The 21,892-nt window shown below is 54.5% G+C and carries 23 protein-coding genes; 14 read left to right on the plus strand and 9 right to left on the minus strand.

Going from position 1 to position 21,892, the window contains the following annotated elements:
- Nucleotides 1–2: 2 nt before the first annotated feature.
- The 7 genes from M0646_RS01425 (at nt 3) to M0646_RS01455 (ending at nt 6,220) form a co-directional block, all read left to right on the plus strand.
- Nucleotides 3–1,739, plus strand: coding sequence for an ABC transporter ATP-binding protein (locus M0646_RS01425; protein WP_286649788.1), 1,737 nt, complete (start codon nt 3–5; stop codon nt 1,737–1,739).
- Between the two features lie 118 nt (nt 1,740–1,857).
- Nucleotides 1,858–2,622, plus strand: coding sequence for a MinD/ParA family protein (locus tag M0646_RS01430; protein ID WP_149817487.1), 765 nt, complete (start codon nt 1,858–1,860; stop codon nt 2,620–2,622).
- Nucleotides 2,623–2,705: 83 nt separating this feature from the next.
- Nucleotides 2,706–3,023 (plus strand): hypothetical protein, encoded by a 318-nt coding sequence (locus M0646_RS01435; protein ID WP_286626277.1) that lies wholly within the window; start codon nt 2,706–2,708, stop codon nt 3,021–3,023.
- A 96-nt stretch (nt 3,024–3,119) separates the two neighbouring features.
- The gene (gene tpiA / locus M0646_RS01440; protein WP_286626278.1) at nt 3,120–3,851 is read left to right on the plus strand and encodes a triose-phosphate isomerase; all 732 of its coding nucleotides are present in this window, start codon (nt 3,120–3,122) and stop codon (nt 3,849–3,851) included.
- A 270-nt stretch (nt 3,852–4,121) separates the two neighbouring features.
- Nucleotides 4,122–4,718 carry a tetratricopeptide repeat protein gene (locus M0646_RS01445; protein WP_286626279.1) on the plus strand — a complete coding sequence of 199 codons (597 nt, stop codon included), beginning with the start codon at nt 4,122–4,124 and terminating at the stop codon, nt 4,716–4,718.
- Nucleotides 4,719–4,787: 69 nt separating this feature from the next.
- Nucleotides 4,788–5,042 carry a hypothetical protein gene (locus tag M0646_RS01450; protein WP_149817491.1) on the plus strand — a complete coding sequence of 85 codons (255 nt, stop codon included), beginning with the start codon at nt 4,788–4,790 and terminating at the stop codon, nt 5,040–5,042.
- 5 nt (nt 5,043–5,047) lie between these two features.
- Complete coding sequence (locus M0646_RS01455) at nt 5,048–6,220, plus strand: murein transglycosylase A (RefSeq protein WP_286626280.1); 1,173 nt, start codon at nt 5,048–5,050, stop codon at nt 6,218–6,220.
- Here the strand turns inward: M0646_RS01455 and M0646_RS01460 are convergent, their stop codons facing one another.
- From M0646_RS01460 to M0646_RS01470, 3 genes are read right to left on the minus strand one after another with little or no spacing between them, the layout of a single operon-like run.
- Nucleotides 6,221–7,270, minus strand: coding sequence for a zinc-binding dehydrogenase (locus tag M0646_RS01460; protein WP_286626281.1), 1,050 nt, complete (start codon nt 7,268–7,270; stop codon nt 6,221–6,223).
- 13 nt (nt 7,271–7,283) lie between these two features.
- Nucleotides 7,284–8,402: a phospho-N-acetylmuramoyl-pentapeptide-transferase gene (gene mraY / locus M0646_RS01465; protein ID WP_286649789.1), complete on the minus strand. Its 1,119-nt coding sequence runs from the start codon at nt 8,400–8,402 to the stop codon at nt 7,284–7,286.
- A gap of 46 nt (nt 8,403–8,448) precedes the next feature.
- Nucleotides 8,449–8,694, minus strand: a complete 246-nt coding sequence (locus M0646_RS01470; protein WP_149817500.1) for a DUF3134 domain-containing protein — start codon at nt 8,692–8,694, stop codon at nt 8,449–8,451.
- Between the two features lie 208 nt (nt 8,695–8,902).
- Here M0646_RS01470 and M0646_RS01475 point away from each other — a divergent pair, with 208 nt between their 5' ends.
- Nucleotides 8,903–9,196 carry a hypothetical protein gene (locus M0646_RS01475; protein WP_286626283.1) on the plus strand — a complete coding sequence of 98 codons (294 nt, stop codon included), beginning with the start codon at nt 8,903–8,905 and terminating at the stop codon, nt 9,194–9,196.
- A 34-nt stretch (nt 9,197–9,230) separates the two neighbouring features.
- Here M0646_RS01475 and metK read toward each other — a convergent pair whose 3' ends face one another.
- On the minus strand, nt 9,231–10,481 hold the full coding sequence (metK, locus tag M0646_RS01480; RefSeq protein ID WP_149817504.1) for a methionine adenosyltransferase: 1,251 nt from the start codon (nt 10,479–10,481) through the stop codon (nt 9,231–9,233).
- Nucleotides 10,482–10,665: 184 nt separating this feature from the next.
- Between metK and M0646_RS01485 the strand changes: the two genes are divergently transcribed.
- Nucleotides 10,666–11,565, plus strand: a complete 900-nt coding sequence (locus tag M0646_RS01485; RefSeq protein ID WP_286649790.1) for a CoB--CoM heterodisulfide reductase iron-sulfur subunit B family protein — start codon at nt 10,666–10,668, stop codon at nt 11,563–11,565.
- Here the strand turns inward: M0646_RS01485 and M0646_RS01490 are convergent.
- On the minus strand, nt 11,562–12,119 hold the full coding sequence (locus M0646_RS01490; RefSeq protein WP_286649791.1) for a 5-formyltetrahydrofolate cyclo-ligase: 558 nt from the start codon (nt 12,117–12,119) through the stop codon (nt 11,562–11,564). The genes M0646_RS01485 and M0646_RS01490 overlap by 4 nt on opposite strands.
- A 69-nt stretch (nt 12,120–12,188) precedes the next feature.
- Between M0646_RS01490 and ureA the strand changes: the two genes are divergently transcribed.
- The 4 genes from ureA (at nt 12,189) to M0646_RS01510 (ending at nt 16,751) form a co-directional block, all read left to right on the plus strand.
- Nucleotides 12,189–12,491, plus strand: a complete 303-nt coding sequence (ureA, locus tag M0646_RS01495; protein ID WP_149817510.1) for an urease subunit gamma — start codon at nt 12,189–12,191, stop codon at nt 12,489–12,491.
- 173 nt (nt 12,492–12,664) lie between these two features.
- Nucleotides 12,665–13,963, plus strand: a complete 1,299-nt coding sequence (thrC, locus tag M0646_RS01500) for a threonine synthase (RefSeq protein ID WP_286626285.1) — start codon at nt 12,665–12,667, stop codon at nt 13,961–13,963.
- Between the two features lie 50 nt (nt 13,964–14,013).
- Nucleotides 14,014–14,289: a MoaD/ThiS family protein gene (locus M0646_RS01505; RefSeq protein WP_149817514.1), complete on the plus strand. Its 276-nt coding sequence runs from the start codon at nt 14,014–14,016 to the stop codon at nt 14,287–14,289.
- A gap of 221 nt (nt 14,290–14,510) precedes the next feature.
- Nucleotides 14,511–16,751, plus strand: coding sequence for a DUF3488 and DUF4129 domain-containing transglutaminase family protein (locus M0646_RS01510; RefSeq protein ID WP_286626287.1), 2,241 nt, complete (start codon nt 14,511–14,513; stop codon nt 16,749–16,751).
- On the opposite strand, the gene M0646_RS01515 is transcribed toward M0646_RS01510, so the two are convergent.
- A complete protein-coding gene (locus tag M0646_RS01515) occupies nt 16,748–18,088 on the minus strand; it encodes a hemolysin family protein (RefSeq protein ID WP_286626288.1) in 1,341 nt (446 codons plus the stop codon). The genes M0646_RS01510 and M0646_RS01515 overlap by 4 nt on opposite strands.
- Nucleotides 18,089–18,394: 306 nt before the next feature.
- Between M0646_RS01515 and M0646_RS01520 the strand changes: the two genes are divergently transcribed.
- A complete protein-coding gene (locus tag M0646_RS01520) occupies nt 18,395–19,447 on the plus strand; it encodes a TrkA-related ion transporter (protein ID WP_286626289.1) in 1,053 nt (350 codons plus the stop codon).
- Here the strand turns inward: M0646_RS01520 and M0646_RS01525 are convergent.
- The 3 genes from M0646_RS01525 to M0646_RS01535 are packed head-to-tail and all read right to left on the minus strand — an operon-like array spanning nt 19,429 to nt 21,871.
- Nucleotides 19,429–20,607, minus strand: a complete 1,179-nt coding sequence (locus M0646_RS01525) for a glycosyltransferase (protein ID WP_286649792.1) — start codon at nt 20,605–20,607, stop codon at nt 19,429–19,431. The genes M0646_RS01520 and M0646_RS01525 overlap by 19 nt on opposite strands.
- A complete protein-coding gene (gene rsgA, locus M0646_RS01530; RefSeq protein ID WP_286649793.1) occupies nt 20,607–21,653 on the minus strand; it encodes a small ribosomal subunit biogenesis GTPase RsgA in 1,047 nt (348 codons plus the stop codon). The genes M0646_RS01525 and rsgA overlap by 1 nt, the downstream gene beginning before the upstream one ends.
- Nucleotides 21,650–21,871: a sulfurtransferase TusA family protein gene (locus M0646_RS01535; RefSeq protein ID WP_149817527.1), complete on the minus strand. Its 222-nt coding sequence runs from the start codon at nt 21,869–21,871 to the stop codon at nt 21,650–21,652. Before M0646_RS01535 ends, rsgA begins: the two co-directional genes overlap by 4 nt.
- Between the last annotated feature and the right edge of the window lie 21 nt (nt 21,872–21,892).

The raw sequence follows: 21,892 nt of genomic DNA on the forward strand, positions 1-21,892 counted from the left end.
CCATGCTTTGGAATACCAGCTACCGGCCGTTACTTGCTTATATCCTTCCCTATCGGCGACGGTTGCTGGTCGCTTTTTTGTGTACCCTCGGCTACGTCTCGACCATGCCGGCGATCGCCTACCTGATTGGCCAAGCGGCGAAGCTCATCGGGGCAGGGGATTTGATAGGCCTGATTCAATGGTGTGCAGCCTCCTCGCTGCTGTTTGTCGGTCGTAGTTTTTGCCAATTTGGCCAAGATGTCCTAATGTCCGATATTTCCCTACGGATTGTCTATGACATTCGGGTGCGGCTGTACCGTCATCTGCATCGTTTGGGGGTGGACTATTTTGAAAAGGCAGCGACCGGCGATCTCACCTACCGCCTCACTGAGGATGTGGATCGCATTGGCGTCATGGTCAATAGCAGTTTTCATCGCCTCATCCCCTCAACTTTAACCACAGTTGCGGTCATTGGTTATATGTTCTACCTCAACTGGCAACTGACATTGGGGACGATGATCATTGCGCCGCTGATGACGTTTCTCATCGCTTGGTTTGGCAATCGGTTGTTGCGACAGTCGCGCCTGAGTCAAGCCCGCATTGCCGATTTAGCCTCCCACCTCACGGAGATTTTTTCGGGGATTCGTCTGATTAAGGCGTTTGCGGCTGAGGACTATGCCGTAGAGCAGTTTGAACAGCAGGCTGATATGAACCGTCGTGCTCGCTACCGTGCCGAACGCATTAAGTCAATGCAATACCCGGTGGTGGGGTTTCTTGAGGCCCTGAGCATTATGCTGCTCTTTATCTTGGGGGCGTGGCAAATCAATGCCGGTCATCTCACAGGGCCGCAGTTCCTCAGCTTTGTTGCCGCAGTAGCGCTACTGATGGAACCCATTAATATGATTTCTGCTGATTACAATGAACTCAAAATGGCACAGGCGTCGGTGGAGCGTAGCTTTGGCCTGTTGGCTCTCGAACCCACGATCAAGGAAATGAGCCATGCGCAGCCCCTACCCCCCATTTCTGGCAAAGTGCAATACCTAGATGTGTGCTTTGGCTATGATCCAGAGCGTCCCGTGCTCAAGGACTTTAATCTCTTGGCGGAGCCGGGCGAGGTGATTGCTCTTGTAGGACATTCAGGAGCAGGTAAATCCACCATTGTTAACCTCTTGCCCCGGTTTTATGACCCCCAAGCGGGAAAAGTGTTGATTGACGGCATTGATATTAAAACGGTGACGCTGAAAAGCCTGCGGCGGCAAATCGGTATTGTTCCCCAAGAAACAATTCTTTTTTCAGGGACGATCGCCCACAACATTGCTTTTGGTTACTCTGAACCGGATTGGGAGCGACTGATTGAGGCCGCCAAAATCGCCAATGCCCATGACTTTATTACTCAGTTTCCCGATGGCTATCAGACATGGGTCGGGGAAAGGGGGATTAATCTCTCTGGGGGTCAACGCCAACGACTGGCGATCGCCCGTGCAGTTTATGCCGATCCACGGATCTTAATTTTGGATGAGGCCACCTCTGCTTTGGACTCTGAATCGGAAGCCTTGGTGCAAAGTGCTTTGGAGAAAGCAATGAAGGGGCGCACCGTCTTTATTATTGCCCACCGTTTAGCCACGGTTCGTCGCGCCGATCGCATTCTTGTCTTGGAGCAAGGTCAGATCATTGAAAGTGGCAGCCACGAAGAACTGCTTGCCCGGCCTTCCCGCTATGCCCAGTTCTATGCTCAGCAGTACTTCCAAGAGACAGAGTAACCCCTTCTCTAGTGGGCGAGTTCTTTGGCTCTAGCTGTAACTTGAATGGCTATGGGCTGTTTCCTCAACAGCAGGATGTGAAAATAGACGTTGAATTCTTAAATTAGCGAGGACAGCCATGGGTAGCATTATTTCTGTGCATTCTTTTCGTGGTGGCACAGGCAAGTCAAATACAACGGCAAACCTAGGCTGTACCTTGGCAACCTTGGGCTATCGGGTGGCGATCGTGGACACGGATATTCAATCCCCCGGTATCCATGTGCTCTTTGGCCTTGAGTCGGAAGATACGGAACATGCCCTGAATGACTACCTGTGGGGACGCTGTGAAATTACTGATGTGGCGCGGGATGTCAGCCATCTGATTACGGCTCACGGCCAGCAAGCCAAAGGAGCAATCTATCTCATTCCCTCTAGCCTCAAAACCAGTGAAATTACCCGTGTGCTGCGGGAAGGCTACGATGTCGGCTTGCTCAATGACGGTTTTCAGCAGTTGCTCCAAGGGCTGAATCTCGACTTTTTGCTCATTGATACCCACCCAGGGCTGAACGAGGAAACGCTGCTCTCGATTACAGTCTCCGATGCCTTGGTGCTGATTCTGCGACCCGATCGCCAAGACTTTCAAGGAACAGCGGTCACGGTTGATGTGGCGCGGCAGCTGGATGTGCCAAAAATGGTGATGGTGGTGAACAAAGTCCCCAGCGCCTTTAATAAGGACTCCCTCAAGCAGCAGGTGGAAACGACCTATGGTGTGCCAGTTGCAGGTATCCTACCTGTTTGTGAAGAAATGTTTCAACTGGGGAGCAGCGATATTTTCTGTTTACGCTACCCTGAGCATCCCTACAGTCTCGTTGTCAGGAGTGTTGTGCAGCATCTGTTGGATTAGGGTAGCCTAGGAGTAAGGAGACTGACTGATTTTGATCCTTCTCGAGTGCCACTGCCAGTCACTGCCATTGAGGAACATTGCCAATGATAGACAGTCAAAACGCTAGCAGTGGTTGCGGTGGGGGTCTCAATCCAGCAGATTTACTGGTTTTGCCCGATCGCCAGCGATCGCTATTGACACTGATGATGCGCCAGCCAACGCCCTTCAGCGTGCCAGAATTGGCTGAGCAGTTGCAGTGGTCTGCGGAAGAGGTCAGTGCCACCCTCGCAGAGGTTCTCCAACTCGGCTATGTGACAGTTGAAAACGACACCTACCAAGTCAAACTCGGACGGCGAACCCCGCGCGTGCAACCCAAGCGTCAATCTCCCCGAATTGCGGCGGTTTGGGACAAGCTGGGTTAAGTCTGATCTACTTCCTCAGTTAAACCTCTAATTATATGAGGCAACTCGTGTGGTACGCTTAATTACGCTAAGTTTCGCAGAGGAAAGTCAGGACGAGTGCGCCCAAAAGTTCTTGCTGGCAACTGGAAAATGCACAAAACCCAACAGGAGGCGGTGGCCTTCCTACAGGAGTTCTTAGGGAAATTGGTGGACACCCCCAGCGATCGCGAGGTGGTGCTCTGTGTTCCCTACACCTGTTTAAGTGTATTGTCCAAGAGTCTGCACGGAACGCGGGTGAAGCTGGGTGCCCAAAATGTCCACTGGGCGGATCAAGGGGCGTTTACAGGGGAAATTTCGCCACCGATGCTGGTGGAGTTGGGCGTGCGCTACGTGATTGTTGGCCACAGTGAGCGGCGGCAGTATTTTGGGGAAACGGATACTACGGTCAACCAACGGCTCAAGGCTGCCCAACACTATGGCCTGACCCCCATTCTCTGTGTCGGTGAAACGAAAGCCCAACGGGATGCTGGCGAAACGGAAAACCACATCCTTCAGCAGTTGGCGCTGGACTTGGTGGATGTCGATCAGAGCAATTTGGTGATTGCCTACGAACCCATTTGGGCGATCGGTACGGGCGATACCTGTGAAGAAGCGGAAGCCAACCGTGTCATTGGCCTGATTCGTAGCAAGTTACAAAATCCCGATGTTCCCATTCAGTACGGTGGCTCGGTGAATGCCAACAACATTGATGCGATCATGGCGCAGCCAGAAGTTGATGGGGTGCTGGTGGGTGGCGCTAGTTTGCAACCGGAGAGTTTTGGGCGCATAGTTAATTATAAGCCCCTTTGAACATCACCGTCAGTTCTGCGTCAGTGCCCCAGATCACACTTATCCAAGAGACAGCGCACTGCCCTCGGCGCAGAAAAACTTAAAGATATCAACATACAGCCCTTTCCCAAGCATGGCATGCACTACCGCTCCAGAGCGCAATGCTGTGTATGCAGCTAAGAAAAGGATCGGAGCGAGCGATTTATTACAACTGTTATCGTTTGCTGGGCGATTTCTTCATTTTCTTTTAGGATCGAAGTAAGGCTGAGCGATGCCGAAAGGAGGCCGACGATGCGCCAACAACTCTTCAGTGCTTTGACAGTTTTAGCTGCTTTTGTTAGTCTCAGCAGTGCTGCTGTGGCACAGCCGATGGCGATCGCTACCCTCACCCCCCCTGAACTTCAGGAACTGCAACGCCTTGTGCCCCGCAGTGCCGAGGACTACTACAACGTGGGATTAATGCACCAAGGTACGGGTGATCTGGCCGCTGCCATTCATGCCTTTAGCCAAGCAATCAGACTCAACCCCAGTGCTGACTACTACTTTGCTCGCGGCCTAGCCTACTATGACCAAGGGGATATGCAGCGGGCGATCGCGGACTTTAACACTGCGCTGCGCAACGATCCACAGTTTATTGCCGCCTACTACAACCGGGGCATGGCCTATCTTGCCCTGCAAAACTACACAGCGGCGATTGCAGACTTTGATGCTGCCCTAGCGCGGGATCCGCAATTTGTTGCTGCCTACTATAGTCGGGGCATGGCTCACTTCGATAGTGGCAATGTGGAATTGGCGCAACGGGACTATGAGCGTGCTCGCGCTCTCAACCCAGCGATGACAGCCCAGTACTACGATCGCGCCCCCCGTCCCCTCACTGGCGGTCCCTAGTACCTGAAGCCACCGATTGCGGCGATAATAGGGGGATAATGTGCATGATAAGGATGAGCGATCGCGCCTATGCCCAGAACCCCTTCTGAATTTGCGGTGCATTTATTTCTGGATGGCGGTCACCGTGAGGAGGTGCGCTTCCCCACCATTCAAGACTTCCAGAAGTGGTACAGCAACGAGTTAGTGGCCAAAGCAGATTCCAACGACTTTATTTCCGTTCCCATTAAAAACATTCAAGGGGAATACATGGTGGTGCGCCCCTCGAAAGTCTTTGCAATTCGGGTAGAACCCGTGTTTGCCTCTAGTGTGGATCGCTTTGCCTAACGTCTATGGCGGGTTTATTCGCAGGATGGGTTCAGGGGGTCGTGATCCTCGCAACGAGCGCGATCGCCACAGCACCAACGGTTGCTCCCTTAGCGCGCCAAAGCCAACTGCCCCCAACGGTTGCCCTAGATACGGCCCTCTGGCAATCCCCTAGGGAACGAGCACGACTGCTGCAAGCGATTGATCATAGTTTGCGTTACCTGCGCACCGATAAAGCGCGCCGCGACTACGCTGCCTACACTGCTCCCGGTCAACCCGGCGCCGCCCTTGGCCCCAATCTCCATCAGCGAGTGATCCGCTCCCTCGAACGCTTTCGCCATCTGGTACAAACCCGTCGCTCTGCGGCAGAACTGCAAGCATCTGTCAAGCGAGAATTTGTCTTTTATCAATCCATTGGCACCGATGGCCAAGGGCGAGTGGATTTCACGGGCTATTATGCACCGACGTATCGTGCCAGCTTAGTGCCCACCGTAGAATACCGCTATCCCCTATTTCGTCGCCCCCCCAATTTTGAGCAGTGGCGAGAGCCGCACCCAACCCGCTTGGAACTGGAAGGGGCGGATGGTCAGCAGTGGCGCAATGGGCCTTTGCGGGGTCTGGAACTGGTCTATTTGCGCGATCGCCTAGAGGCCTTTCTGGTTCACGTCCAAGGGTCGGCTGAGCTGCAACTGCCCGATGGTCGCCGCTTTACGGTGGGCTATGCCGGTAAGACCAATCACCCCTACACGAGTATTGGCCAAGAACTCATTCGCGATGGCAAAATTCTCCGTGAGGAACTGACGCTACCGCGCCTCATGGCTTACTTTGAGGCCAACCCCGCTGAGTTAGATCGCTACTTGCCCCGCAATGCCAGCTTTGTCTTTTTTGAACACACCCAAGGGCGTCCCCCCACGGGTAGTCTTTCAACCCCGGTGATTCCAGAGCGTTCGATCGCCACTGATAAGTCCCTGATGCCTCCGGGTGCCTTGGCGCTGATCAACACGAAAATTCCCCTCAAAGCCCAAGGCCAATGGCAGCAAACCCCCGTCAGCCGTTTTGTTTTGGATCAGGATACGGGGAGTGCCATTCGCGGGCCGGGTCGTGTCGATATTTTCATGGGCACGGGGGAGGTGGCCAAAGCGCGGGCGGGTCTGATCAATACACCGGGGCAGTTGTACTATTTGCTCCTGCGGGAATAGCTAGGGGTGCAGTGCTACTTTAATCACTTGGCGCGCCTTCATTGCTTGGAGGACGTTTTCAATCTCCGTGAGGGGGGCTTGGCCACTAATCAGTTTCTCGAAGGGCAGTGTACCACTGGCAATCCATTTCAGGGCTTGGCGGACAAAGGTGGGTGTGTTGTGAAAGACCCCCTTGAGGGTGAGTTCTTCGTAGTGCAGGCGTTCGGTATCAACGCGGATCGAAGTTTCGCGGGGGCAGCCACCAAAGAGGTTAATGGTGGCACCGGGGCGACCACAGGCGATCGCCGTTTCCCAGACTTCAGGTACGCCAGTGGCTTCAATGACAATATCGGCACCCCGTCCTTGGGTCCAGTCTTTGACCACCGTAGGAATATCACTGCACTGGTGATGATTGACCGTTTGCTCTGCCCCAAAGGTGCGGGCGATCGCCAGCCGCTGATCGGAACCGCCAAAGGCGAAGACCCGTGCCCCCTCTTGTGCCAGCACACCGACAAACATCAAGCCAATGGCACCATCCCCCAGCACCACAATTTGCGGTGGACTCGGCCAAGTCGCAACCATTGCGGGGTCAAAGCCAGAGCGAGCCACACCGTGGAGGACACAGGCGAGGGGTTCGGTCAGCGCCGCCAAGGCAAAGGAGAGGGACTCCGGAATAGGCAGCAGATTCTGGCGGACAATGCTGGCGGGAATTTTTAGGTACTCGGCAAACGTGCCATTGTTAAACTCCAGATGGGGGCACAGGGAAAAGGCTTGGCGTTGGCAGTAAAAACACTGGCCACAGGGGGCAGAATTATTCGCTACCACGCGATCGCCCACCCGCCATCCCGTCACACCCGCCCCAAGGGCAACAATTTCCCCGGCCGCTTCATGGCCAAAGAGAATCGGTGGGGTTAGCATCCGTGCATGACCGCCGCGCCGCCATACCTTCAAATCGGTACCACAGGTAGTGGCGGCCTGAACACGAATCACCACTTCCCCCGGCCCCGGTATCGGATCGGCGACGCTTTCAATGCGGACATCTTCTTTGCCGTAAAGCACTGCTGCTTTCATTGCACTTCCCCCATTAGGCCAACCATTGCAGGAGGCCACAGAGCAGTCCCAAAAGGGCAACCAACCCATAAAACGTACTCACCACCCGCAGTTCTGACCAGCCCCCCAACTCAAAGTGATGGTGTAGAGGGGCCATGCGCAGCAGCCGCTTGCCCACGCCATCGGGACCTTTGGTTGCCTTGTAGTAGAGCACTTGGGCAATGACTGAGAGAGACTCCACAAAGAAAAGACCACTGACAATCAACAGTTCCCAGAGGTGATGACTGGCCAAGCCAATGCCCGCTAGGAGTGCCCCAAGGGCTAGGGAACCCGTATCCCCCATAAACACCCGTGCCGGATGGTGATTGTGCCAAAGGAAGCCGAGACAGGCACCACTCATGACCACTGCCAGAATTTGCAAATCGGGATGGGCGGTCAGAATAATGCCTAAAGCGAGAAGGGCGATCGCTGCCGTGCCACCAGCAAGACCATCGAGACCATCGGTGAGATTGAGGGCATTCCCTTCCGCCATCGGCACAAAAATCGCCAAGGGGATAAAGGCGATCCCTAAAGGCCAAATCCACCCCCAAGGAGCGGTCACTACCGTTGCCGTTGGATCGCTTCCGACCAGCCAAGCACAAAAAAGAGCTGCCCCAATCCCCTCAAGAAGGAGTCGCAGCCGCGCCGATAACCCTTTGTTGGATTTACGCCGCAGAACTTGCCAGTCATCCCACCAGCCAATGGCGGCATAGCAGAGGACAAGGAGGGCGATCGCCCCCACCGTTGCGGATACTTTCCCCTGCGCAACTCCAGTCCACAGGAGGGCTAGACCTAACCCTGTCGGCACAAAAAAGATTCCCCCCATTGTCGGTGTGCCCGATTTTTGCAGGTGAGATTGCGGGCCATCTTCGCGAATAATCTGCCCCGTTTTCAACCGCCGCAACAGGGGCACCACGGCCCTCCCTAGAACTGCAACGATGGCAAAGCTCAGCAACCAAGGCAGTGTCAAGGTTTGCAACGGCTGTTGCCAGTGGTTTGCCCCTGTATCGTAGGCAATGCTAGCCATGAGCAGGCCAATAGCGAGAAGGCCAAAAAGTCGCTGTCCTGTCAGCCAACGGGGTTCAATGGCAGCCGTGGTTTTGGTGGAGGGCATGGGGATAGCTCTAGCACATCACTCCGATAATAGGGGGATCTGTGCCCTACTCCTCAAGCCCTAGGTCATCTTCTTCGTCGTAATCGCCCAAGGAGTCACCAACAAATTCCTCAATTTCACCCATATCATCGAGGGTGCTATCCACGATCGGGTCTGTCTCATTGGCATCACGGGCAATTAATCGACCCGTTTGCTGTAACCATTCCAAAATGGAGCGATCGGAACGACCCGCAGCGGTTAAGTTCTTTTGGGAAATGGGTTCTTCGTACAAAGAGGGGTTGTATAGGGTCATAGGGCTAAGGTGAACGGTGTTGTAGTAGTCCAATCCTCTACTTTAACGTTTGCCCCTAGGAATGTAAATCTGCGTTTTGTGGCGATCGCCCAAAGTGGCACATTCTCTGGAACCTGCCTAGACTGGAGAAGTCCCTAAAGAATGGGCATGAAACTTTGATACACGAGGGATAGAAACAATGTCTTTACTCAAAAAATCATCCATCTCTTTGACGGTTTTAAGTGCGGTGTCCCTCGGCGGGGGGGCGATCGCTGCTCCCTACCCCCCAGAAGTGGTTTCCCGATTTACCAGTGAATGTACCACTGCCCTGCAACAACAGGTGCCACAGATGGCGCAATACGGCAATGCCTACTGTACCTGTGTGATCAATGAACTGCAATCCTCGCTCACCTTGGCAGAATTTCAGGCGATCGGTGAAGATGTACAGACCAATGTCACTCCCGAAGTGCGCCAGATGCTCACCAACACGGCACAAACCTGCCTGCAACGAGTCACCCAATAAGCAAAGGGGGAGAGAAATCCCCCCCAATATGATCCTAGACTGCGCTTAGAAATTGAGCGGCAGCGGCTTGCAGATCGGCGACTTTATCGAGTTTTTCCCAAGGTAGGTCGAGGTCATGACGCCCAAAGTGACCATAGGCAGCCACATCTTGGTAGAAGCGACCACCGCGATCTTGGGGCAAGTGGCGCAGGCCAAAGGTTTGGATAATGGCAGCGGGGCGCAGATCAAAGTGGGTTGTAATTAACTCCAGCAGTTGCTCTGGGGCAAGTTGACCCGTGCCAAAGGTATCCACAAAGAGGCTCATGGGGCGAGCAACGCCAATGGCATAGCTAATCTGTAACTCGCATTTGTCGGCTAGGCCTGCGGCCACAATGTTTTTGGCAATGTAACGAGCCATGTAGGCAGCACTGCGATCGACCTTGGTGGGGTCTTTCCCGGAAAAGGCACCGCCCCCGTGACGGGCATAGCCACCGTAGGTATCAACGACGAGTTTACGTCCTGTGAGTCCCGAATCCCCCTGAGGACCACCAATGACAAATTTGCCCGTGGGGTTGACGAGAAAGCGGGTCTTGTCATCGGGTTTAATTGCCAGATCCGCAAAGACAGGGTTGACGACGGCTTCCCATAGATCGGCTTTAATCTTTTCTTGAACGGCCGCTTCGTCGCTGATGTCACCAATGGTGGCCGTGTGTTGGGTGGAAATCAGGATGGTATCAATGCCCACCGGCTGGCCATCTTCATAGATGACGGTGACTTGGGTTTTGCCATCGGGACGCAGATAAGGAAGTTGACCCGTTTTGCGGACAGCGGCCAAGCGACGCGCCATGCGGTGAGCCAAGCTAATGGGCAGGGGCATATACTCAGGGGTTTCATTGCAGGCATAGCCAAACATAATGCCCTGATCACCGGCGCCAACGCGATCTAATTCGGCATCACTGAGGCGTTCCCGTGCTTCTTGAGCCGTGTCCACCCCTCGGGCAATATCGGGGGATTGCTCATCAAGGGCAACGATAACGGCACAGCTATTGGCGGCAAAGCCATTTTCAGCATCGGTGTAGCCAATTTCATGGATTTTCTGCCGCGCTAGGTTGACGTAGTTGACCTGTGCCTTGGTGGTAATTTCCCCCGTAATCAGGACTAAACCGGTATTAACCACCACCTCAGCAGCAACGCGACTCTGGGGGTCTTGGGTGAGGAGGGCATCGAGAATGGCATCGGCAATTTGGTCGCAAATCTTATCGGGGTGGCCTTCGGTGACGGACTCCGAACTAAATAAGTAACGCAAGATAGCACTCCTATGGCATGGGTTGTTGAAAGAACTGCAAGAAATTGGTTTATGGTAACACGGACTTTTGACTAAAAAACAAGGATTGGTTTCTAAATCCTAGGATTATACCTGAGCAGTAGGACACACGAGTGATTGTGATGATTGGCTAGACTAGGAGCAGATTTTAGGCGTTTCAAGTTGTATGTCTGCTTTACGCTATGCCTACTATCCTGGTTGTGTGGCTCAAGGCGCCTGTCGGGAATTAGACCTCTCAACGCGGGCGATCGCCCCCCTGTTGAATATCGACCTTGTGGAACTGCAGGAAGCCAGTTGTTGTGGCTCAGGCACGTTTAAGGAAAATTCGTGGCTGCTAGAAGATACCGTCAATGCCCGCAACATTGCCCTTGCCGAACAGTTGGCTTTGCCCCTGTTGACCCATTGCAGCACCTGTCAGGGGGTGATTGGCCATGTGGATGAACGCTTGAAAACTTTTCAGCGCGATCGCCCGGCGTACGTGGCAGAAATTAACCAAGTGTTGACGCAACAGGGCTGCGCTCCTTACCAAGGCACCACAGAAGTGAAGCATTTACTCTGGGCGATTGTCGGCGATGTGGGCATTGACGAGTTGCGCGATCGCGTGAGCCGCCCCCTCAAGGGACTGCGCTGTGCGGCCTTTTATGGCTGCTATCTCCTGCGCGCCCAAGAGAGGCTGCCCTTTGATCACCCGATTCATCCCACCTCAATGGAACAGGTCTTTGAGGCAGTTGGGGCTACCCCCATCGAGTATGAGGGACGCACTCAGTGCTGTGGTTGGCCCATTTCCAGCTATGCGACGGCGGCCAGTTTTGCCATGGCAGCACAACGACTCCAGAGCGCGATCGCCCATGGCGCGGATTGCATTGTCACCCCCTGTCCCCTCTGTCATTTGAATCTGGATGCTCGCCAACCAGAAATTGCCCAGCAGGTGGGAGTTGCCTTCAATTTGCCGATTCTCCATTTGCCGCAACTGGTGGGTCTAGCCCTTGGCCTGCGTCCTGAGGAACTGGGTTTGAGAAAACATGTGGTTTCAACGCAACCGGTGTTGGCAAAACTAGGGCTTTAGCTGATTTCCAAGAGGCCTGATTCAGTGCAGATAGCTTGCAGTGGCTGATCCCACGGATCACGGGGCAATTCTGCTAGAAGGGCTGACTCAAAGACAATTCCCCAGCGACACACGTGCTGCCAATCGGGGTGGGCAAAGAGGCGATCAAAAAAACCGGCGCCATAGCCGAGACGGTACCCTTGGCGATCGCAGGCAACGGCAGGCACTAGGCAGAGATCAACACACGCTGGATCAATCGGGGGCGCTTCGGGGGGCGGTTGCCAAATGCCATAGCGTCCTTGCTGGAGAGTGTCTTGGTTGCCATTAAAACAATGCCACCGCAAATCCTGACCCACGACACGGGGCAAGCCCCACTGTTTCGGGAGTGACCAGAGGAAGCGCAAGTCGGGTTCGCGGCGATGGGGCACATAGGTCAACACTGTGGTTGCCTGTTGAAACTGGGGATGATCAAGCAAGTGCTGACAAATGCGCTGACTGCGATCTTGCCACTCGCGATCGCTCAAGTGCTGCCGCCATTCAAGATAGTGTTGTCGCAGTTTGACTTTATCGCTCATTGATTTTCTGGGCACCAAAGCCACAAGTTAAGAGATAGAGGCCAAAGTGAGTGTTTAGCCTGAGGAACGATGCAACTGTCCCCCCAAGAAAAAGACAAGCGCCTGATTTTTACCGCCGCTCTTGTGGCCGAACGTCGTAAAGCACGGGGTCTCAAGCTCAATTATCCCGAAGCAGTGGCCTATATTTCTGCTGCCATTTTGGAAGGGGCGCGGGAGGGGCGCACAGTTGCTGATTTGATGAACTATGGCACAACACTGCTCAGCCGTGACGATGTCATGGAGGGGGTGCCAGAAATGCTCACAGAAGTACAAGTCGAAGCAACATTTCCCGATAGCACGAAGCTGGTGACAGGGCATACCCCCATTCGCTGACGTCTGAAAACGCTTCAAGTTAGCGCCAACCAATGACTAGCAACGCATTCCCAAGGGGTGCGGGAAGAATTTTGCAGTCATTCAAATCCCGATAAAAATAGTCGGATATGTTTGACAGGGCGATCGCCCCCTGCTAGGATGGTCAACAACTTGTCTGAGGCAGTCTGACACCCATGACCGCAACCCTTAGCTCCACCACCGCCACCGCCTACTTTACCCACCTCAAATGCAAAGAGTGTGGCGCAGAGTACGAACCCCAAGCCATTCATGTCTGCGAATACTGTTTTGGCCCCCTAGAGGTGAAGTACAATCTGAGCCAATTGGCGGCAGCCGTAACGCGCAGCACGATTGAGGCGGGGCCAAAGTCCATTTGGCGTTACCGTCCCTTTTTGCCTGTGACATCGGCCAACCCCATTGATGTGGGCACAGGGATGACTCCCCTCGTCAAAGCCCAGCGGCTGGCTCGGCGGCTCGGACTCAAGCATCTGTACATCAAAAACGATGCTGTGAATATGCCCACCCTGAGCTTCAAGGATCGGGTAGTATCGGTGGCGTTGACGCGGGCGCGGGAATTGGGTTTTACGACAGTCTCCTGTGCCAGTACCGGCAATTTGGCGAATTCAACGGCAGCGATCGCAGCTCATGCGGGGCTAGATTGCTGTGTGTTTATTCCAGCGGATTTGGAAGCGGGTAAGGTCTTGGGGACGCTCATCTATGGGCCAACGGTGATGGCCGTTGAGGGCAACTACGACCAAGTGAATCGCCTGTGTTCGGAAGTGGCGAATACCCACGGGTGGGGGTTTGTCAATATCAATTTGCGCCCCTACTATTCGGAAGGGTCAAAGACGCTCGGTTATGAGGTGATTGAACAGTTGGGCTGGCAGCTTCCTGACCACATTGTGGCTCCCTTGGCTTCTGGCTCTTTGTTCACGAAAATTTACAAGGGCTTCCGCGAATTTGTGGAAGTGGGTCTGGTGGCGGATAAACCCGTGCGCTGTAGTGGTGCCCAAGCGATGGGCTGCTCCCCCATTGCTCAAGCCTATGCCGAGGGGCGGGATTTTGTGGCACCCGTGAAGCCCAACACCATTGCTAAGTCCATTGCCATTGGTAACCCCGCCGATGGGGTCTATGCCCTAGAGATTGCCCGCAAAACCAATGGGGCGATCGCTGCGGCCACCGATGAAGAAATTGTGGCAGGCATTAAGCTGCTGGCGGAAACGGAAGGTATTTTCACGGAAACCGCTGGCGGTACCACAATTGCCGTTCTCAAAAAATTGGTGGAATCGGGCAAAATTGACCCTGAGGAGGTGACGGTGGTCTATATCACGGGCAATGGCCTGAAAACCCAAGAGGCGGTGCAAAACGACATTGGTCAACCCCTGACGATCGAACCCAAGTTGGCTAGCTTTGAGCGCGCCTTGGAGCGATCGCGCACCCTCGAACGGTTGGATTGGCAACCGGTATTGGTCTAGTCGGTTTTCCCGACGCTGTGTTGAAATTTATGGATGGTTTGTAGAGGTCTATGGCTGTTACTGTTTTGATTCCCACTCCCTTGCAAAAGCTCACCCGCGATCAAGCAACGGTGGAGTGCCAAGCCCAATCGATCGCCGAGCTTCTGGAAAAGCTAGAGCAGGACTGCCCCGGCATTAAAGGGCGCCTCTGTGATGAAAGTGGCCAACTGCGGCGATTCGTCAATTTCTACGTCAACAATGAGGATATTCGCTTCCTCAATGGCATTGAAACGCCCCTCAAGGATGGCGACGAAGTCAGCATCATTCCCGCGATCGCTGGCGGCTAAGCAAGAGGAATTTGCTCCTGTTGAGATGATTGAACGCTGATTTTAGCTCTGGGGGAAGGAAGCGATCTGAGTTCCTCTTCGGTGTAAATTTGCGCCGTCAGGGGCTGATTTTTAAGCCATGCTGCAAGCCGCTGATAGAGGACGCGATCGCCGCCAAGGTATCCACCGCTTCTTGGGAAGAGATTTGTTAGGATCAGGGCACTGTTTGCCGCTGCTGTCCGATGTTTCAGTCTTGGTTACAGCCCATTGCCAATTCTCCAATGTTGGCTCCCGCCAAAGATGTTGAGGATTCCCTGCTGCTGCGCCTAGGGGTCTTGGGCATGGTGATTGTTGGCTTGGTGGCAACCGATGTGGCGGCGGATACTGCCAATAGTCTCTGGGCGGTTCCCCTCTCCATTGCCGGCTTTAGTTGGAGTTGGTGGGCACGGCGACAAAAAAATGTGGTGGCAAAGCTGGCGATCGCCATTGGGATGTTGACGGCATTGGCGATTTTTTTGGGGCGATTGGCCACCCTCAACCAAGATTCACGGATTCTGCTGACGGAACTCTTGATTCAACTGCAAGTGCTCCATAGCTTTGACTTGCCCCGCCGCAAAGATTTGGGCTACTCGATGGTGATTGCCCTGATTTTAATTAGTGTGGCGGCCACCCTCAGTCAAACCATGACCTTTGGGCTGTTTCTTGTGATCTTTCTGGCGATCGCCCTACCTGTACTCGTCCTTGACTACCGCTCGCGCCTTGGCTTACTCTCCACCACCCTGAAAGCCTTGGCCTTGCCTTGGCGGCAATGGGTCGGCCTCTTTGCCCTGATTCTTGGCTTGGGGATGGTGGTCTTTGTGCTGCTGCCGCGCTTCCCTGGCTATCAGATTCGCACCTTGCCTGTCAGTGCTGAAATTCAAGTGGCAGGGGAGTTTGACCAAACCCGGGTGATCAATCCGGGCTATGTCAGTGGCCGTGGTGGTGGCGGTGTCGGCGAGGAACTGGCCAATCAAACCTTTGACCCGAACTTTTACTATGGCTTTGGCTCCGAGATTGATCAGACCTTTGGCGGGAGCATGACGCCTAGGGAGTTAATGCGGGTGCGATCGCAAGCCCCCGGCTTTTGGCGCGTCCTTGCCTTTGACAAATATACGGGGCGGGGTTGGCGCATTAGTCGCAACGATGAGGCAGAAGTGCTGCGGCGTTCCCCTTGGAGTTTTCGCTATCTGCTGCCACAACAACTCTCCCAAATGCCGACGCGGGAAGTGATTCAGACCTATACCATTGTCTCTGAGTTTAGTAACCTGATTCCCCATCTCTACGAACCCCGCGAACTCTATTTTCCCACCCGTGAAATTGCCCGTGACCCCGATGGTGGCCTGCGTGCGCCAGTGCCCTTGCCCGAAGGGCTGACCTATTCTGTGATTTCCCAAGTGCCCGTGCGCGATCGCTCTCTGTTGCGCAGAGCGCCAAAATTAAATCACACCGTAGGCTATCAGTCCTACCTTGAAGTGCCCCCTGACCTGAAACCACGCCTGCAAGCACTGGCCAAAGACCTCCTTGCCAAGGCCGATCGCTCGATTCCCGAACCCTACGAGCAAGCTCTCTACCTCACCCAAGCCCTGAAGCAATCCTATGCCCTGAAAACCGACATTCCCGAACTAGGCAAAGATCAAGACTTGGTCGCAGCCTTTCTGTTTGAGTGGCGCGGCGGCTATCCCGATCACTTTTCCACGGCGTTGACACTGCTACTGCGCAGTATTGGCATTCCCAGCCGCTTGGTCACCGGTTTAGGAACGGGGGAATTTAACCCCTTCACGGGCTTGTATGTGGTTCGCAATACCGATGCCTATGCCCTGACGGAAGCCTACTTTCCCAATTTGGGCTGGTTTCTCTTTGATCCAATTCCGGGGCACGATCTCTATCCAGCCACCCTAGAGGTAGATCAGACCTTTAGCGTCCTCCAGCAGTTTTGGCAGTGGGTCACGGGATGGTTGCCGACCCCGGTGACGGGATTTTTTGGCATTATCTTTGCTACCCTCGAAACTGCTTTGCAAAAATTCTTTGATCTGTTTAGCCAAGGGCTGGGGGGGATTGTCCAAGGGATTTTGATGCTCTTTGGTGGCGTCATTGTGGTCTGGGGTTTGTGGTACGCTCTCCAGACGTGGCGATATCGTCAACGCCTGCAAAAACTGCCGCCGATCGCCCGCCTCTATGTACAAATGCTCGATGGTCTCGCCCAGCAGGGATTACCGAAGCGACCCAATCAAACGCCGTGGGAATACGCGCGATCGCTGCAAACCGCTGGCCGTCTTGATGCCGTCAGTCAGCGAGCCATTGAAACCCTGACGCAGGCCTATGGGGCTTGGCGCTATGGTGGTGATCAGCCCCCCTTGCCACCCCTGAAACGCGCCCTGAATCAACTGCGACAACAACGCTGGCGATCGCTGCAACGCACGGTAGCGGATCTGCGCCGTCGTTAATCCTTGTCCTTGGGGTTGCTGTCATCGGCGAGGGCATCATCGCTCACTAGTTCGGTCACCAGCACCTTATCCACGCGGTTGCCATCCATATCCACCACTTCAAAGCGCAGGCCATCGGTTTCAATGTAATCTCCCGACTGGGGAATACGCCCAAATAGCGTAATGATTAGCCCGCCAAGGGTGTGGTAGTTGGCCGTGTCCTCCTCAGGTAAACTTTCCCGCCGCAGCAATTCCTTGAGTTCATAGGTGGAGAGCAGTCCATCCAATAGCCAAGAGCCATCCTCCCGCTGAATAATTTGCGGTTCTTCCCCCTCGTCGTGGCGCAGTGTGCCAATAATCGCCTCCGTGAGATCATTGAGCGTCACCAGCCCTTCGATGCCCCCGTATTCATCAGTAATCAGGGCAATGTGTTGACTCGATTGGCGAAAGAGTTCAAGGACATCAAGTGCCGGTAGGCCTTCGGGAACAAAGAGCGCTGGTTGCAAAAGCTGGCGCAGGTCAATCTCTTGCTGGGTGAGACGAGCGGCCAAAAAGTCCTTGGCTGAAATAATTCCCAAGCAGTGATCAATGGTTTCTTCAGCCACGGGAAACCGCGAATGGGAACTGGCTAGGATTTCCGCCTCCATTTCTTCAAGGGAAGATTCAATATCCAGCCACACAATATCGGTGCGGGGGGTCATGATCGACTGAATCGGGCGATCGCCCAAGTTGAAAATCCGCGCCACCATGTCCTGCTCCGCCACCTCAAAGAGACCCGCCTGTGCCCCCTGCTCAATCAGGACTTTGATTTCATCCTCTGTAACCGTTTGGTCGGCAATGGTGGCAATGCCCAATACTTGCAGAATGGTATCTGTGGAGACGCTGAGTAAATGCACAATCGGAGCCGCTAATTTCGTCAGCCATGTCATGGGTTTGGCAATGTTGCAGGCGATCGCCTCGGGGTACGTCATGGCAATGCGCTTGGGCACCAGTTCGCCAATCACCAAGGAAAGGTATGTAATCCCCGTCACCACAAGGGCAATACTCAAAGGCTGGCTGTATTGACCCAACCATGGCACGGGACTGAGGACAGCCTGTAACCGCTGGGCAAGGGTGACACCGCCCACGGCACCACTGAGAATCCCAATCAGGGTAATCCCAATTTGTACAGCCGAGAGAAAATTATTCGGGGAGTTGGCGAGTTTTAGGGCTGCCTTCGCCTTGCGTTGACCCCGTTTTGCCAGTTGCTCGAGGCGGACTTTGCGTGCAGAGACCACTGCGATTTCAGCACCAGCAAAAATGCCATTGGCGATAATGAGCAGCAGCACAAGTAAAATTTCTAAGGCAGCGGCAGACATTGCAGCTATTCTTCTAGGGGGAACCCCAGATATACAGTCCGAGTCGGCATTGTGGGTCGTCAGGCTTATTCAAGAGACTGCTCCTTTACTGCCGATGTTGTTTCTATCATGCTGAATAAATCGCCCCTCTGCCAGTGATATCGACCTGTTGAGGGGATGTGATTGGGTCATTAAGCAGTTTTGGCTGTTTCGAGGGGGTTCCATCCTTAGGGAAAAGGGTTGTATAGCAGTCAGGATACTGGAATCTGGGAGACTCTACAAGGGGGCGGAATCTTAGAATAGACGTGATGTTTCCCTCGCCAACCAATGCACGAGCGACTTCAACGCTTCCTTACCCTAGGGGCGATCGCGATTCTGGTGCTGTTAATTGTGGCTTTCCTCTGGAGCGAAGAGGCACTCCAGTCGCCGAGCCGCACTTGGGAGACCCTCAGTAATGCAGTGATTACCTTGGTGGGGGAGTATCCCGATCGCCCGCGCACCCTGCTGGGGCAAGTCCTGCAGCTGCTGCTACTGCTCTTTGGCACCTTTGCCTTTGGTGCCCTGATTGGCAAGTTTTCCGCCTACTTTGTCACCCAAGCTCTTAGCCAAACCCTACCCATGAAACCCTTTAGCAATCACATTATTATCTGCAACTGGAATGCCAAGGCGCCCCTTGTGCTCCGCCAATTGATTGCCGCCAACGCCTACCATCCCCGCGACATTGTGCTTTTATGTGCTGAACCGATTGCACTGGATCCTGAATTCCAAGGGCGCCCGGATGTCTTTGTAGTACAAGGGGATCCTACCCACCATGGCACCCTAGAGCGCCTCAATGCCCCCCAAGCCAAAGCCATTATTCTGCTTGCGGATGCCGACATGGAAGCTCCCGATGAAAAAAATGCCCTCATTGCCCTTGCGGTAAAGCACCTAGAGAAAACCCCTGGCCAAGAGCAGGATATTCATGTGGTGGCCGAATTGGTGAATAGCGATCGCCAGCGCCACCTTAAGGAAGCAGGGGTGGATGAAGTGATTTTGAGTCAGGACTATAGTTCTGGGATTCTGGCCCAAAGTGCCCTCTTTCGTCAAATGTCCGAGGTCTATCGCCAACTCCTGACCTATTCTGATCACACCAATGAGTTCTACTTTATTGAGCCGGGGTACTATCCCACCACCCTCTATGGCCTCTCCTTTGCTGCCCTCAGTGCCTGGATGAGTGAGTACAGTAGCCGCCATCCAGAGAACCCGCTGCTCCTGATCGGGATTCGCCGCCAAAATCAACAGGTGTTGCTCAACCCTCGTCCCACAGACTTTCAGAGCCTTGACCCCACTGACACGCTGATTGTCATGGCCTATCGCCCCATCTATGACTTGCGGGGATAAACCCGTCCTTTCCAAGCACCACCCCGACCTTGCCAGTGGCGCCGCGCCGAATCCAGTGTCATCAGCGTATAGAGGAAGGCAATCACAGGCAGTGTCAGCGCCCAAGCGCCATTGAGGCCATAGAAACGCACCGTTGGCCCGTAGGCGATCGCCATGCTCCCCCAAGTGAGTCCCGCCATGACGGCTAAGGGCAGCGACTGACTGATCAGACCGATAGCAAGGGCAAGGGGCGCCCACAAATACACCAGTGTCATGCCAATCACGGTTCCCACCAGCAAGAGCGGTGAATAGGACAACTGCGTATAGGCGGTGCGAGCCACCATCTGCCAAATACTGCCGAGCGTATTGTAGGCACGCAGACTCACGGTGGTCGGTGTCAGCCCCAACCAAATGCGGTAGCCGGCTTGTTTGACAGCGGCAGCTAAGGAACAATCATCAATCAGGGCATGGCGAATACAGGCAATGCCACCAATCTTGTCCAGCGCCACAGGATCAATCAGAATACAGCCCCCCGCTGCAGCCGCCGTTGATCGCTGTGGATCGTTGACCCAAGGGAAGGGATAGAGCTTGGCAAAGAAAAAGACAAAGGCGGGAATCAGCAATTTTTCCCAAATACTTTGGCAGCGCAGTTTCACCATCAGCGAGACAAGGGCACAATTTTGCTGACGGGCGTGGGCGACCAATTGCCGCAAATTTTGGCGATCGTGGGCAATATCGGCATCTGTAAGCAGCAAGTAATCGGGATCAAACGCACGGGCGGCCTCAATGCCTTGGGACAGTGCCCAGAGCTTACCGGACCAGCCGGAAGGAAGCGGTGCGCCCTCGATGACCGTCAGGCGATCGCCCTTGCCCAGTTCCAAAGCCGCTTGGCGAGCAATGTCCCCTGTGCCATCGTCACTTTGATCGTCCACCAAGATCAGATGTAGGGTTCCCTCGTAGTCCTGTTCGAGGAGCGATCGCACACTGGTGCCAATCACCGCCGCCTCATTGCGAGCTGGAATGACAACCACCACCCTTGGCCAAACCCTGAGGTCTCCCCCCTGTAGCCGCTGATCCGGGCGCCAAAACTGTCCCCAAAGCAGCAGCAAAACCAGCCAGATCACAAGGGAAAGAACCGTTACACTCAACAGGATGAGGGTTAACACAGGGGATATGGTCATCACAGTTCACTATCGAGGACTTCTTCAGCCATAGGATTGAGGTGCTGATGTTGCTGCCGTCGCGATCGACGGCGATATTTTTTCGGATCCAAGAGGGGTTCAAGGCGCTGCTGCCCTTGGCGGTCACTCTTGGCCTTCACTGGGGGTGCCTTCCCTAAGGATGGCTCTGAACTGGCCATTGTTTCTAGCTCATGCAAATACTCAATGTAGAGGGGGTAGCGCTCCCAATCACCGCGTACACAGCAGCCCGGTTCCTGATCGTGGCGACAGTTATCAAAGAGACACCGATCCTTGCTCAGCCGTTGGCGAATCTCCGGAAAAGCCGCCGCCAATTGCTGGGGGTCTTGGGGCAGTTCGGGTTGATTAAAGCCCGGTGTATCGGCAATCCAGCCCCCCGCTGGCAGGGGAAAGAGTTCCACATGGCGAGTGGTGTGCCGCCCCCGGTGCCAGTGATCCGAGACCGCACCGACGCGAATATCTTCCCGAGGTGTCAGATGGCGGATCAAGCTACTTTTGCCTACCCCCGACGGGCCACAGACAACTGTAATCTTATCGGCGAGGTGGGGATGCAGATGTTGCCAGTCGCTTCCTTGGGTGAGACTGAGGACATGGCAGTGATAGCCCCATTGATGCAGGCGATCGCGCCACTGCTGTTGCTCTTGCGCAGAAACTAAATCCGCTTTGGTGAAAACCACCTGAATCTCGACCTCCAGCCCCTCTGCGGTCAAGAGAAAGCGGCTAATTTGATGGACATCGGCAGGGGGGTCAGCCAAGGCAAAAAGGAGCAACACTTGATCGACATTGGCGATCGCTGGGCGTGGCAATTGATTGCGGCGGGGCAAAATCTCAGCGATCGCTCCGCGGTGTCCTTGCCAGTCGGGATGGCTCACCACTACCCAATCCCCCACACACACCTGTTGCCCCATCTTCTTGAGGCGGGCGCGGCGTACACACAGTAACTCCTCAATACCATTGGTGGCTTCCTGCAGGCGGACACGGTAGTAATTGGCCTGAACAGCCCGCACCAAGCCCACCAGATCACTCATGCCGGACGCTGCACCTGAAGGGCAAAATAGTCCTGCCGTGGCTCAATCCCAAGGACATCGTAGCCCGCCATGCGCAAACTATCGGGCACCTGCTCAATGGGTTCTCCTGCATCCAACCAGACCTCAAGGGGCTGCTGGGGGGGCAACTGTTGCAGTCGCAGTTTTGTGCGCACAAAGTTCAAAGGACAGGGCGTTCCCCGTAGATCCAATGTTTCCATGGCAGGGCAAGTAACCAACTG

This window comes from Thermosynechococcus sp. B3, assembly GCF_030323045.1.
Lineage (GTDB): Bacteria > Cyanobacteriota > Cyanobacteriia > Thermosynechococcales > Thermosynechococcaceae > Thermosynechococcus.